Annotated in this window: 13 protein-coding genes; 9 read left to right on the forward strand and 4 right to left on the reverse strand. The window is 62.9% G+C overall.

The annotated features are described in order from the left end of the window. Nucleotides 1-45 precede the first annotated feature (45 nt). Nucleotides 46-831 (reverse strand): 23S rRNA (adenine(2030)-N(6))-methyltransferase RlmJ, encoded by a 786-nt coding sequence (locus tag G0P99_RS09170; protein WP_164129074.1) that lies wholly within the window; start codon nucleotides 829-831, stop codon nucleotides 46-48. A 164-nt stretch (nucleotides 832-995) separates the two neighbouring features. Between G0P99_RS09170 and G0P99_RS09175 the strand changes: the two genes are divergently transcribed. The 6 genes from G0P99_RS09175 to G0P99_RS09200 all read left to right on the forward strand — a co-directional run bounded on the left by G0P99_RS09175 (nucleotide 996) and on the right by G0P99_RS09200 (nucleotide 7,592). Beyond that, a complete protein-coding gene (locus tag G0P99_RS09175; RefSeq protein WP_011046181.1) occupies nucleotides 996-2,042 on the forward strand; it encodes a rod shape-determining protein in 1,047 nt (348 codons plus the stop codon). Nucleotides 2,043-2,119: 77 nt separating this feature from the next. Beyond that, a complete protein-coding gene (mreC, locus tag G0P99_RS09180; protein ID WP_164129286.1) occupies nucleotides 2,120-3,028 on the forward strand; it encodes a rod shape-determining protein MreC in 909 nt (302 codons plus the stop codon). Beyond that, a complete protein-coding gene (locus G0P99_RS09185) occupies nucleotides 3,021-3,557 on the forward strand; it encodes a rod shape-determining protein MreD (protein WP_164129075.1) in 537 nt (178 codons plus the stop codon). The genes mreC and G0P99_RS09185 overlap by 8 nt, the downstream gene beginning before the upstream one ends. A 1-nt stretch (nucleotide 3,558) precedes the next feature. Continuing rightward, nucleotides 3,559-5,505, forward strand: a complete 1,947-nt coding sequence (mrdA, locus tag G0P99_RS09190) for a penicillin-binding protein 2 (RefSeq protein ID WP_164129076.1) — start codon at nucleotides 3,559-3,561, stop codon at nucleotides 5,503-5,505. Next, nucleotides 5,502-6,641, forward strand: a complete 1,140-nt coding sequence (gene rodA, locus G0P99_RS09195; RefSeq protein ID WP_164129077.1) for a rod shape-determining protein RodA — start codon at nucleotides 5,502-5,504, stop codon at nucleotides 6,639-6,641. Before mrdA ends, rodA begins: the two co-directional genes overlap by 4 nt. An 18-nt stretch (nucleotides 6,642-6,659) precedes the next feature. After that, nucleotides 6,660-7,592, forward strand: coding sequence for a glyoxylate/hydroxypyruvate reductase A (locus G0P99_RS09200; protein WP_164129078.1), 933 nt, complete (start codon nucleotides 6,660-6,662; stop codon nucleotides 7,590-7,592). 70 nt (nucleotides 7,593-7,662) lie between these two features. Here the strand turns inward: G0P99_RS09200 and G0P99_RS09205 are convergent, their stop codons facing one another. Next, nucleotides 7,663-9,678, reverse strand: a complete 2,016-nt coding sequence (locus G0P99_RS09205; protein WP_164129079.1) for a M3 family metallopeptidase — start codon at nucleotides 9,676-9,678, stop codon at nucleotides 7,663-7,665. 122 nt (nucleotides 9,679-9,800) lie between these two features. On the opposite strand from G0P99_RS09205, the gene G0P99_RS09210 reads away from it, so the two are divergent. From G0P99_RS09210 to G0P99_RS09220, 3 genes are all read left to right on the forward strand, one after another. Continuing rightward, nucleotides 9,801-11,012, forward strand: coding sequence for a PLP-dependent aspartate aminotransferase family protein (locus G0P99_RS09210; protein WP_164129080.1), 1,212 nt, complete (start codon nucleotides 9,801-9,803; stop codon nucleotides 11,010-11,012). Nucleotides 11,013-11,111: 99 nt separating this feature from the next. After that, nucleotides 11,112-11,561 carry a phasin family protein gene (locus G0P99_RS09215; RefSeq protein WP_164129081.1) on the forward strand — a complete coding sequence of 150 codons (450 nt, stop codon included), beginning with the start codon at nucleotides 11,112-11,114 and terminating at the stop codon, nucleotides 11,559-11,561. A gap of 27 nt (nucleotides 11,562-11,588) precedes the next feature. Further along, nucleotides 11,589-11,996, forward strand: coding sequence for a universal stress protein (locus G0P99_RS09220; protein ID WP_164129082.1), 408 nt, complete (start codon nucleotides 11,589-11,591; stop codon nucleotides 11,994-11,996). On the opposite strand, the gene G0P99_RS09225 is transcribed toward G0P99_RS09220, so the two are convergent. Both G0P99_RS09225 and dut read right to left on the reverse strand, forming a co-directional pair. Next, nucleotides 11,993-13,036: a HesA/MoeB/ThiF family protein gene (locus G0P99_RS09225; protein WP_164129083.1), complete on the reverse strand. Its 1,044-nt coding sequence runs from the start codon at nucleotides 13,034-13,036 to the stop codon at nucleotides 11,993-11,995. The two genes, G0P99_RS09220 and G0P99_RS09225, sit on opposite strands and share 4 nt — an antisense overlap. Further along, nucleotides 13,036-13,491: a dUTP diphosphatase gene (gene dut / locus G0P99_RS09230; RefSeq protein WP_164129084.1), complete on the reverse strand. Its 456-nt coding sequence runs from the start codon at nucleotides 13,489-13,491 to the stop codon at nucleotides 13,036-13,038. Before dut ends, G0P99_RS09225 begins: the two co-directional genes overlap by 1 nt. Nucleotides 13,492-13,499 lie beyond the last annotated feature (8 nt).

The raw sequence follows: 13,499 nt of genomic DNA on the forward strand, positions 1-13,499 counted from the left end.
GAGGTTATTGAGGCGCCCCTTGACCTCCTGCAAACCTGCGCCGTGTCACAGTCGCGAGAACAGCGCCGAAAGTCTTGCCGTTTCCTCTGTCAACCCAAAGGGCGCATTGACAAGAAACATGCCCGACCCGACCATCCTGTGCCCCTCGCGAACCGGCGGAAAACGGACCTCGTGACGCAGGGCGCCCGGCAGGCCCAGCCGTTCAAGCGCGGACAGCATCGGTTTGTGGCGACCATCGGCTAGAATCGGGTACCAAAGCGCGATAACGCCGACATTCCATTTGCGGTGCAGGCGGCCGATGATTCCGGGCATCCGCTCGTAATCGTTCTTAAGCTCATAACTTGGGTCAATCAGCAGCATTCCCCGCCTTGGGGTGGGCGGCAGCAGCGATTGGGCCATCTCGAACCCGTCCTGCGGATAGATGCGCGCCGGAAACTGGCCCATTGCGTGTTCAAGGGCCCTACGTTCCTGCGGGTGCAATTCGGCAAGGTGCAGCTTGTCGCCGGGACGCAGCAGATGCGCGGCGATCAATGGCGACCCGGGATATGCCTCGGCCCCATGGGCCTGATGCACCTTGTGCAGGACACGGGCCAAGGGATGTTCCGGCGCGAACCAGTTCTCATTTTGCACCCTGGCGATTCCGGCCGCCGCTTCGCCGGTCTTGACCGCCTCTTCCGCGTCCAGGTGGTAAAGCCCGCGGCCCGAATGGGATTCGAGATAGACCATCGGTTTGTCTTTGCGGGTCAGATAGTCGAGCGCCACCGCCAGAACAGAGTGTTTCTGCACATCGGCCAGGTTTCCGGCATGGTAAATGTGCTGATACGACAGCATTTCGTCCCTTTAATTGGTCTTGCCCGCCGTTCCGTGGCGGATTGGCGCTGATTGAGCCGGATTCGGCCCTTTTCCACATTGCGTCCGCGCCCTATAAGTCATTCGGCCCCGAGCCGTCGAGTCGCGGGCAATCGCAACAATCGAGAAGAGCAGGATCAACCGCAATGGGGTTCTTTGACAATTTGAGTGGTCTGTTCGCTGCGGACATGGCCATCGACCTGGGAACCGCCAATACGCTGGTCTACGTCAAGGGGCGTGGTATAATCCTGTCGGAACCTTCGGTGGTGGCCTATCACGTCAAGGACGGGGTCAAAAAGGTTCTCGCCGTGGGCGAGGATGCCAAACTGATGCTGGGCCGGACCCCGGGCAGCATCGAGGCGATCCGGCCGATGCGCGAAGGCGTGATTGCCGATTTCGACACCGCCGAGGAGATGATCAAGCATTTCATCCGCAAGGTGCACAAACGCTCGACCTTCTCGAAACCCAAGATCATCGTCTGCGTCCCCCATGGCGCCACCCCGGTGGAAAAACGCGCCATCCGTCAATCGGTGCTGAGCGCCGGCGCACGCCGCGCGGGCCTGATCGCAGAACCGATCGCAGCGGCCATCGGGGCCGGCATGCCGATCACCGACCCGACTGGCAACATGGTTGTCGATATCGGTGGCGGCACCACCGAGGTCGCGGTGCTGTCGCTGGGTGACATCGTGTACGCCCGCTCGGTCCGCGTCGGCGGAGACCGGATGGACGAGGCGATCATCAGCTATCTGCGCCGTCAGCAGAACCTGCTGGTGGGCGAAAGCACCGCCGAGCGCATCAAGACCTCGATCGGCACCGCGCGCATGCCCGATGACGGGCGCGGCCAGTCGATGCTGATCCGGGGTCGCGACCTGCTAAACGGCGTGCCCAAGGAGATCGAGATCAGCCAGGCCCAGGTGGCCGAGGCGCTGGCCGAACCGGTGCAGCAGATCTGCGAGGCGGTGATGACCGCGCTGGAAACCACGCCGCCCGATCTGGCCGCCGATATCGTCGACCGGGGCGTCATGCTGACAGGCGGCGGCGCGCTGCTTGGCGATCTGGATCTGGCCCTGCGTGAACAGACCGGGCTGGCGGTTTCGATCGCCGACGAAAGCCTGAATTGCGTCGCACTCGGCACCGGCAAGGCGCTGGAGTATGAAAAGCAACTGCGCCACGCGATTGACTACGACAGCTAAGGCGCGCAGATTCCGGGACACGATCCAGGGACATGGGTCGCCTTGAGGCGGCTGTTTACGCACCGGAGAAGAGCTTCGTGGCCAAGGACCGCTCACAGCGAGAGGATTATTTCGCCCCCCTGCGCCGCTTGTTTCTCGGGGTTATCTTGTTGTGCCTGATCGGGATCTTCCTGGTCTGGAGAATTGACAGCCCCCGGGTCGAGCGCTTTCGCGCACAGGTGGTCGATACGGTGGTTCCCTCGATGGACTGGGCCATGACCCCGGTTACCGGCCTGATCAATCTGGTTCGCGATTTCCAGAGCTATCAGCGGCTGAGCGAGCAGAACCGCGAACTGCGCAGCGAGCTGCGGCAGATGCGGGCCTGGAAAGAAGCCGCCCTGCAATTGGAGCAAGAGAACGCGCGGCTTCTGGATTTGAACAATGTCCGCCTTGATCCCCGGCTGACCTTTGTCACCGGCGTGGTCATGGCCGACAGCGGTTCGCCGTTTCGGCAATCGGTGCTGTTGAACGTGGGCGCGCGCGACGGGATCGTCGACGGCTGGGCCGCCATGGACGGGATCGGGCTGGTTGGCCGGATTTCCGGCGTCGGCCGGAACACCGCGCGTGTCATACTGTTGACCGATGCGGCAAGCGCGATCCCCGTCACGATCCAGCCATCCGGTCAGAGCGCGCTGGCCGTCGGCGACAACAGCCCGGCGCCGGTGGTCGATTTCCTGGAAAACCGAGAGATGGTGCGCCCCGGAGACCGGGTGGTCACATCCGGCGACGGAGGCGTTTTCCCTGCCGGGCTTCTTGTCGGACAGGTCGCCGAGGATCCTTCGGGGCGGCTCCGCGTCCGGTTGTCGGCCGATTACGAACGCCTGGAATTCCTGCGGGTTCTGCGCCATCACGGGACGGAAAAAGTGGAAGACCACGGCGGAATCGTTGGCCCGGAACTGCCGCCGCAACAGGCGCCCGAGGCCCCGAGGGAGGGGACCGATGGATAGCCTGTCGCCATCCCGGATCTGGACCATGCGCGTGGTCTACGTCGGTCTGAGCTTGACGATCCTGTTTTTTCAACTGTTGCCGCTCGATACATTACCCCGATTTTGGGCAGGTCCCGATCTTTTGATCGCATTGACGCTGGCCTGGGCGCTTAGACGCCCTGATTATGTGCCGGTATTCCTCATCGCGCTGGTCATGCTTTTGGCCGATCTGTTGCTGCTGCGCCCCCCAGGCTTGCTGTCCGCACTGAGCGTGGCGGCAACAGTGTTCCTGCGCGGGCGGCTGGCGGGACAGGGCGAAACCGGGTTTGTCGGGGAATGGATATCGGTCTCGATAATGTTGATCGGACTTGCATTGTCTTATCGCCTGGCCCTCACCTTGACAGCGGTAGAGCGCGCACCTTTCTTTCTGTCTACCACACAGGTGCTGCTGACCATCGGGGTTTATCCACTGGTCGTGGCCGCCAGCCAAACATTGTTTGGTGTGCGCCGACTGGCACCGGCAGATGCCGAAGCATTGGGAGCCCGTTAGGATGAGACGCTCGCCCCGCGATCTGGACAAGGTGCATCGCACCATGACCCGCCGAACGTTGCTGCTGGGCGGGCTTCAGGCGGCGTTTATCGGTGGGCTGGCCGCCCGAATGCGATACATGCAGGTGGATCAAGCCGATCAGTTCCGCCTGTTGGCCGAAGAAAACAGGATCAATATCCGCCTGATTCCACCGACCCGCGGCGAGCTTTTCGATCGTAATGGACGGATCATTGCGGAAAACACCCCCTCGTACCGGGTTGTCATCGTGCGCGAGGATGCGGGCGATGTCGAAAAGGTAATCGCCAATCTGCAACAGCTCATCCCGCTGGACCCCGAGGAACTGGAACGTGCGCGGACGGAAATGCGCCGCTCGCCTCCGTTTCTTCCGGTGACCCTTGCCGACCAGATCAGCTGGGAAGACATCTCGAAAGTTGCGGTCAACGCGCCGGCGTTGCCCGGAATCACGCCCGAGGTCGGATTGACCCGCGTCTATCCGCAAGGGGGCGATTTCGCCCATGTCGTCGGCTATGTCGGACCGGTCAGCGACTATGACCTGAGCCAGATGCAAGACCCGGAGCCGGTCTTGCGCATCCCCCGTTTCCAGATCGGCAAGGTCGGACTGGAAGCCAAGCAAGAGGACCTGCTGCGCGGAAAGGCCGGCGCCAAGCGGGTCGAGGTCAATGCCACCGGGCGCGTGATGCGGGAACTGGACCGGCGCGAGGGACAGCCCGGTGCGGACCTGCAATTGTCGGTGGATACCCGGTTGCAGGCCTATGTCCAGGCGCGCCTTGGCGGCGAAAGCGCCGCGGCAGTGGTCATTGATTGCGACACGGGCGACTTGCGCGCAATCGCCTCGGCCCCCAGTTTCGACCCGAATCTCTTCGTGCGCGGCATCTCGATCGCGGACTATCGTTCGCTGACCGAAAACCCGTATCGGCCTTTGGCCAACAAGGCGGTTCAGGGGACCTACCCGCCGGGTTCGACTTTCAAGATGATCACGGCGATGGCTGCGCTGGAGGCCGGTCTGCTGGGGCCCGAGGATACGGTGTACTGCCCGGGGTACCTTGAGGTCAGCGGTCGCAGGTTCCATTGCTGGAAACGTAGCGGTCACGGCCATGTGGACCTGGAAAACTCGCTCAAGCAGAGTTGTGACGTTTATTACTACGACGTTGCCCTCAAGGTGGGCATCGACAAGATCTCGGCCATGGCACAGGAGTTCGGTCTGGGGATCAAGCACGATATCCCGATGTCTGCGGTCGCGCGCGGCCTGACCCCGAACAAGGACTGGAAAACCCGGGTCCACAAGCAGGACTGGTTGATCGGCGACACCGCCAACTCTTCGATCGGTCAGGGCTATATGCTCGCCTCTCCGCTGCAACTGGCCGTAATGACCGCCCGCATCGCCACCGGGCGTAAGGTCGACCCGCGCCTGGTGAAGTCGATCGACGGGGTCGAACAGCCCTCAGGCGCCGGTGAGCCGATGGCCGTGAACCAGAACAACCTGCGCAAGCTCCGGCGCGCGATGTACTCGGTCAGTAACGACCGGCGCGGAACGGCCTATGGCAGCCGCATCCTGACCGACGAATTCCGCATGGCGGGCAAGACAGGGACCAGCCAGGTGCGAAACATCACCGCCGCCGAGCGGGCCGCCGGTGTGATCCGGAACGAAGATCTGCCGTGGGAGCGCCGCGACCACGCGCTGTTTGTCTGTTTTGCCCCGTTCGACAAGCCGAAATACGCCGTCTCGCTTGTTGTGGAGCATGGTGGCGGCGGCTCGGCCGCTGCGGCACCGATTGCCCGCGACATCATCCTCCAGGCGTTGTACGATGGCTTTCCCCCGCTGGAAGCCTACCCCGCCAAGGACCGCAGCCGTGTTTCCGCCCAGCAGGAGAGGCTGCAACGCGAGTTGCGCCCTGCCGCCAAGCCTGAAGACAAGGACCGCGCATGAGTTATCTCGAGTATTCGGTCAAATCCACGCCCTCGGGCCTGCGCAAAATTCTCTACATGAACTGGCCGCTGACGCTGCTGCTGATCTCGGTCGCATCCGTTGGTTTCCTGATGCTCTACTCGGTGGCCGGCGGGTCGTTCAGCCCGTGGGCGGAACCCCAGATCAAACGGTTTGCCGTGGGACTTGCGGTGATGACCGTCGTGGCGCTGGTTCCGATCTGGTTCTGGCGCAACATGGCGGTTGTCGCCTACAGCATCTCGCTGCTGCTTCTCGTCTTCGTCGAGCTCTTCGGCGCGGTCGGCATGGGCGCCCAGCGCTGGATCGACCTTGGATTCATGCGCCTGCAACCGTCCGAGTTGATGAAGATCACGCTGGTGATGCTGCTGGCGGCCTATTACGACTGGCTTCCCGGGAAGAAGACGTCGCGCCCGTTGTGGGTTCTGATCCCGGTCCTGATCATCCTTGTGCCCACCGGGCTGGTTCTGAAACAGCCCGACCTTGGTACAGCGATCCTGCTGCTGGCGGCGGGCGGCGGGTTGATGTTTCTTGCCGGTGTCCACTGGGCCTATTTCGCGGCGGTTATCGCGGCTGGCGTGGGTCTGATCACCGCTGTTTTCAAAAGCCGCGGCACCGACTGGCAGTTGCTGAAAGACTATCAGTTCCGCCGCATCGACACGTTCCTGGATCCTTCCTCCGACCCGCTTGGCGCCGGATATCACATCACACAGTCCAAGATCGCCTTGGGCTCGGGCGGCTGGTCCGGGCGGGGGTTCATGCAAGGCACTCAATCGCGGCTGAACTTCCTGCCCGAGAAACACACCGATTTCATCTTTACCACGCTGGCCGAGGAATTCGGTTTCATTGGCGGCTTCTCGCTTTTGTCGCTCTATGCCTTGATCATCGTTTTCTGCATCGTCACCGCACTCGCCACCCGCGACCGGTTCTCGTCTCTGGTCACGATGGGGATCGCCCTGAACTTCTTTCTGTTCTTCGCGGTCAATATGTCGATGGTGATGGGACTGGCCCCAGTCGTAGGCGTGCCCTTGCCCATGGTCAGTTACGGCGGTTCGGCCATGCTGGTGCTGATGGTGGCCTTTGGTCTTGTACACAGCGCCCATATTCACCGACCACGCTGACCCCGAAAAGGATCCCAAATGGCCGTAAACGTACTCTTTTCCGCGCGTCCTGCGCTGTGGCCGGTCTATGAGCCGCTTCTTTCAACCTATCTTGGTGAGTTGGGTATCGATTTCGACCTGCGCACGGAATTCCCGCCCGAAGAGGTCGACTATGTCGTCTATGCCCCAAATGGCGGCCTTAGCGACTTTACACCCTATACCCGCCTCAAGGCCGTGCTGAGCCTGTGGGCCGGGGTGGAAAGCATCGCGGGAAACATGACACTGACCGTCCCGCTTGCCCGTATGGTCGATCATGGCCTGACCCAGGGTATGACGGAATGGGTGGTCGGACATGTCCTGCGGTACCATCTGGGAATGGATGCCCATATCCACGGCCTAAAAGGCGAATGGCGGCAGGACGTGCCGCCGCTGGCCAGCGAACGGTCGGTGGCAATTCTGGGACTGGGGGCCCTGGGACAGGCCTCGGCGCTGGCGCTGTCGGCACTCGGTTTCCAGGTCACGGGGTGGAGCCGATCCCCAAGGCACGTCTCCGGCATCACCTGCCTGCACGGCAGCGAGGGGCTGACCCAGGTTTTGACCGCGGCCGAGATACTGGTGCTCCTGCTGCCCAGCACACCGGCCACGGAAAACACGTTGAGAGCCGAGACGCTGGCGCTGCTGCCGCGCGGGGCGCGGATCATCAATCCGGGCCGTGGGCCGCTGATTGACGATGCCGCTCTGCTGGCAGCGCTCGACAGCGGGCAGGTCGGGCACGCGACGCTCGATGTGTTCCGGACCGAGCCGCTGCCATCCGACGACCCCTACTGGACCCATCCCAACGTCACGGTCACCCCGCATATCGCCTCGGAAACCCGCCCCGTGACCGCCGCACAAGTGATCTGCGAGAACATCCGGCGCGGAGAGCAGGGTGAACCCTTCTTGCATCTGGTTGATCGCGAACAGGGCTATTGAAGGGGCCTAACCCGCCCCTTCATCTCGCTGAAAATACTCCCGCCGGAGGCGAGATTTTTGACGAAAAATCTCAGGCCGCGATCAGACCGCGGCCCTTCAGGAGGGCCTCGACCCCCGGCAAGCGACCACGGAAGGCAAGATAGAGCTCTTCGGCCTCGCGCGATCCGCCGGTCGACAGGATATGCCGTTCCAGCGCCTCGGCCCGTTCGGGATCGAACGCGCCACCCGCCTCCTCGAAGGCGGCAAAAGCATCGGCATCCATCACCTCGGACCACATGTAGCTGTAATAGCCCGAGCTATAGCCATCACCGGCAAAGACATGGGCAAAATGCGGGGTCGCGTGACGCATGCCGATGGCGTGCGGCATGCCCAGCGCCGCCAGTACCTCGGCCTGTTTCTCCATCGGATCGACCGGCGCCGGTCCGTCGTGGAACGCAAGATCCACCAGCGCCGAGGACACGTATTCCACAGTCTGGAAGCCCTGATCGAAATTGGCAGCGCCCAGCACCTTCTCCAGCATCGCCTGCGGCATCGGCTCCCCGGTCTCGGCATGGGTGGCGAATTCGCGCAGGACCTCGGGCACCTCCAGCCAGTGTTCGTAAAGCTGGCTGGGCAGTTCCACGAAATCGCGCGCCACCGAAGTGCCCGATATGCTCTCATAGGTCACGTCGGACAGCATCTGGTGCAAGGCATGGCCGAACTCGTGGAACAATGTGCGCGCATCGTCATAGGACAAAAGCGCGGGGTCCCCTTTGGCAAAGTTGCAGACATTGATCACAACCGGTGCCTGCACTTGCGGGAACCGCGCCTGCGACCGCATCGCCGAACACCAGGCACCCGAACGTTTGGACCCGCGGGCGAAATAGTCACCGATGAACACCGCCACGTGCTGGCCATTGCGGATCACCTCCCAGGCGCGGCAATCGGCGTGGTAAAGCGGCACGTTCAGCGGCCTGAGCTCCAAACCGAACAGGCGGTTGGCGCAGGCAAAGGCCGCCTCGATCATGCGGTCGAGTTGCAGATAGGGTTTCAGCGCGGCCTCATCTAGATCATGGTCCGCCTTGCGCCGTTTCTCTGCGTAGAAATGCCAGTCCCAAGGTTCAAGGTCGCCATTGACGCCATCGGAATGCATCATTGCCGTCAGCACCTGCGCATCCGCCTCGGCGCGGGCACGGGCGGGATCCCAGACCTGCAACAGCAGATCGCGCACCCGGGCCGGTTCGCGCGCCATCTCGGTTTCCAGCTTGTACTGCGCAAAGTTGTCGTACCCCAAGAGCCGCGCACGCTCTTCGCGCAGGTGCAGGGTCTCGGCCGCGATCGCCCGATTGTCGGTCTCGCCGCCATTGGCGCCGCGCGCCATCCAGGCGCGATAGGCGCGTTCGCGCAGATCACGGCGGGGAGAGAATTGCAGGAACGGCACGATCAGCGAACGCGACAGGGTGACAACCGGGCCACCCAGCCCCTTCTCGGCACCGGCGGCGCGGGCGGCATCCACCACAAAGCCGGGCAACCCGTCAAGATCGGCCTCGCTGAGGGTCATGAACCACTCGCGCTCATCCGCCAGCAGGTTCTGGGTGAACTGGGTCCCAAGGGTGGCAAGCCGGCCCTTGATCTCTTTCATCCGAGCCTCTTCCGGGCCGCTCAGCGCCGCGCCGGATCGCACGAACCCGCGATGGGTCAGCATTAACACCCGGTTCTGCTCGTCTGTCAGATCCAGTGTCTCGCGCGCCTCCCACACGGCAGCGACGCGCGCAAACAGCGCCTTGTTGGCCGAGATCTCGGAATAATGCGCGGCCAGTTTCGGTGAAAAGTCGCGCTGCAAGGCCTCGCGGGTCGGATTGCTGTCGGCCCCGGCAACCGTAAAGAACACGCTCAGCACCCTGTCCAGCGCTTTGCCGGCTGCTTCCAGCGCTTCGATCACATTGGCAAAGCTCGGTGATGCCGAACTCTCGGCGATTGCCGCGATCTCGGCTCGGTGGGCGGCCAGCGCCTCCTCCAGCGCGGGGGCAAAATCTTCATCCTTGATCCGGTCGAACGGGGCGATTTCGAACGGTGTCTGCCATTCGGCTAGAAGCGGGTTGGTCATCTGGATCTCCTTTGCGGCTCAAGCTAGGAGCGCGCGCCGGGATGGTCCAGAGGGGCAATGTCGCGAACCGGCTTGCATGTAGGTTTCATGCCCCTCACCCTCGGACCCAAGGAGGACTACCCATGCACAAGACCAATCGCCCGACAGGCCCGATGACCACCGCCATTCACGCGGGCGAAGCGCCGGATCCGGCCACCCTGGCCTCGGCGCCGCCCATTCACATGTCATCGACCTTTGTGTCCGAGGATGTTTCGGGCTTTTCCGCCCATGACCTGACCCCGGACAGCCCCTATGCCTATTCCCGCTGGGCCAACCCGACCGTCGCGATGCTTGAGGCCAAGATTGCCGCGATGCAGGGGACAGAGGCCTGTTTGTGCACCGCCTCCGGCATGGCGGCGGCTGCGGCGATCTTTTTCACCTTTCTGTCCGCAGGGGACCACGTGATCGTGTCGGATGTCTCTTATGCTGGCGTGGCGGAACTGGCCCGAGACACCCTGCCCCGGATGGGGATATCCGTCAGCACCGTGGACATGACCGATCTCGAGGCCGTGGCGGCGGCGATCAGAACGAACACCCGGCTCATCCACACAGAAACACCAGTCAATCCCATCGGGCGCCTGACCGATCTGGCCGCCGTTTCGGCATTGGCACGGCAGGCGGGCGCGTTGCTGAGTTGCGACGCCACCTTTGCCTCGCCCATCGGGATGGATACTGTGGCGCTCGGGGTCGATCTGACCATGCATTCGGTGACCAAGTACATCTGCGGTCATGGCGATGCCGTCGCGGGTGCAGTTTGCGGCCGGGCCGATCTGGTCTCGAAAATGCGGGTCGAGGCCGCCATTCATCATGGCGGGGTCCTTTCGCCTTTCAACGCATGGCTCATCGCACGCGGCGCGGCGACCCTGCCGCTGAGGATGAAGGCGCATGCCGCAGGGGCACAGGCGGTGGCCGAGTGGCTGGAGGCGGACCCGAGGGTGACCCGCGTCATCTATCCGGGCCTGCCCTCGCACCCCCAGGCGGATCTGGCGGCACAGCAGATGTCCAACATGTCGGCGATGATCTCGTTCCAGGTGGGCGATGCCGCAACCGGCGAGCGGATCGCACGGCAAATGATCGAGCGGATGGAGATCATCCATTATGCCGTGTCGCTGGGCCATCACCGCAGCCTGATCTTCTGGATGGGAACCAAAGGGTTGATGGACAGCTCGTTCCGGCTCGAAGGTCGTCAACGCGAGGCCTACCGCGCCTTTGCCGGGGATGGCATTTTCCGCCTGTCGGTCGGCCTTGAGGATCCCGAAGACCTGATAACCGACCTCGACCGAGCATTGGGCTGAAATCTTTCGACAGGCGCGCCGGAACTTGATCTGGCTTAAGGTGGAGATCCGCGGCTTCTGCCAGAGTGGGTGCGCCTTTCCGCAAAGGGAGAATCACCCATGGCCAAGAAGACTTCCGCCTTTCCCACCCCCGAAGCCTTTGCAGACATTCTCAAATCCCTGCAAGCTCCGGCACCGATGAATGCACTGGTCTCACCTCAGATGGAACAGTTCTGGGATGCCCAGGAAAAACTGCTGAGCGAATCCGAACGATTTACCCGCCACTGGTTCGAACGCCGGCATGAAGCGATCCGAACGGCGCTGGATGCCGCCCGGACTGCAACCTCGGCAGAGCGGCCAGACCCGGCCAAGACGATGGAGGCGATGGTCGAATGGCAACGCCATTCCGTCGAGCGGCTGGTCGAGGATGCCCGCGAATGGTTCGACACCGTGTCGCGCTGCGCGGACTACGTGACCAAGACCGAAGCCGAAGCCGTCGAGGAAACGATTGGCGAGGCCAAGGAACTGGCTAGAAAGACGACCCGTTCGGCCAAGTCCGAACCGATCTGATCCGGTCGATCAAGGGAGGAGGACCAGATGTACCGCAACATTCTTGTTCCGGTGGCTTTTGACGACGGTCACGACACGAAGGCGGCCTTTCTGGCCGCCCGCAAACTGGCCAGTGAAAACGCCAAGTTCACCGTTTTCCACGTGATGGAAGCAATACCAACCTATGTCACCGCGCAGATTCCCGCCGAAGTTCTGGCGCGCAGCCACGACGATGCCCAAAAGGCTCTGACACAAATGGCAGCCGGTCTGCCGGGCGCCTCGGCGGTCATGGCGACAGGCCATGCCGGACGCGCCATTGTCGATCATGCCGCCGCGCATGACATTGACTGCATCGTCATCGCATCCCACAAGCCGGGCCTGGAGAACCTGTTGCTGGGGTCAACCGCCGACCGGGTGGTACGACACGCCAAATGTGCGGTGCATGTGTTACGCTAGCTTTGCGTCGACCCGCCGCAGATTGGACAATCTGATCGCCGGGTCAGGCGGATCTTGCGGCTTTCCCCGTAAAGCGCGTCATAGATCAGCATCTCTCCCTTCAGGGCCATTCCCGCCCCGGTGATCAGCTTGATCGTCTCGACCGCCATCATCGCGCCGACAACACCGGGGAGCGGGCCGATCACGCCAGCCTCGGAACACGAAGGCGCCAGGCCGGGTGCGGGCGCTTCGGGAAAGATGCACTGGTAACATGGGCCGTGGTCGGCTGGGTGGAAAACGCTAAGCTGCCCCTCCCATTGCGCCAACGCGCCCGAGACCAGCGGTTTGCCTTGCGCAACCGCGACCTGGTTCGCCAGATAGCGTGTCGCAAAATTGTCCGTGCCGTCGAGGATCAGATCGTATTCCGCAAAAAGCGCCTCCGCGATCTCTTCGGTCAGCCGCCTGTGATAGGGGCGGACCACGACATTGGGGTTCTGCGCCTCCATCGCCGCCTTGGCGGAAAACACCTTGGGCATGCCGATATCGGCATCGCGGTGGATCACCTGCCGTTGCAGGTTGGCATTCTCGACCACGTCGTCATCAATGACCCCAATGGTGCCGACACCGGCCGCAGCCAGATATTGAAGCGCAGGCGCACCCAGCCCGCCCGCGCCAATGACCAGCACCTTGGCCTGTTTCAGCTTTTTCTGCCCCGGCCCGCCCAATTCGCGCAGCACGATATGGCGGGCATACCGGTCCAGTTCCGTTTCGGAGAACAGGGCGGATTTGGTTGCCACGGTCTGTGGTTGCGCCCGCGACTTGAGCCAGGTCAGCAATCGCCCATACGCCAGGGCCAAGGCGGCAAAGCCGCCGATCAGCAGCCACAATGCGGGTGATTGCCCGGTCGCCATGCGAACGGGATGGCCATCCGGCAAGGCGACTTGCGCCAGCATTACCAGCACGAACAGCGCCACCATCAGGCCGATCCGGGCCTGCCGCGATACGCCCATGGCCAGGCCTACGCCCCAAAGAACTGCCGCAAGCCCCAGAACCAGAAGCATCAGCCGCGCCCCGTCGATCCGAACCCACCTGAGCCCCGGGCGGTTTCATCCAGAGTTTCCGTCTCCTCGAACACAGCTTGCAGCACGGGGGCGACCACCAGTTGTGCAATTCGCTCACCGTGCTGAACCGTGAACGGTTCGGTTCCGGCATTCAGCAGGATCACCCCCAGCGGGCCACGGTAATCGCTGTCGATGGTGCCGGGCGTATTGGGCAGGGTGATTCCATGTTTCAAAGCCAGGCCGGACCGGGGGCGAACCTGTATCTCGTATCCCTGCGGTATTTCGACCCGCAGCCCGGTCGGGATCAAGGCCCGCGCCCCGGGCGCCAGCACGACAGATCCGCGATCCGGCAGATTGGCCCGCACATCGGCGCCAGCCGCGCCTGCGGTTTCGTACGAGGGCAATGCAATATCCGCATCCGTGCCCTCGTCTCGGCTTACCCGTATCGAAACCATCTTATTCC

It is taken from the genome of Ruegeria sp. PrR005 (assembly GCF_010500245.1).
Lineage (GTDB): Bacteria > Pseudomonadota > Alphaproteobacteria > Rhodobacterales > Rhodobacteraceae > Ruegeria_B > Ruegeria_B marisflavi.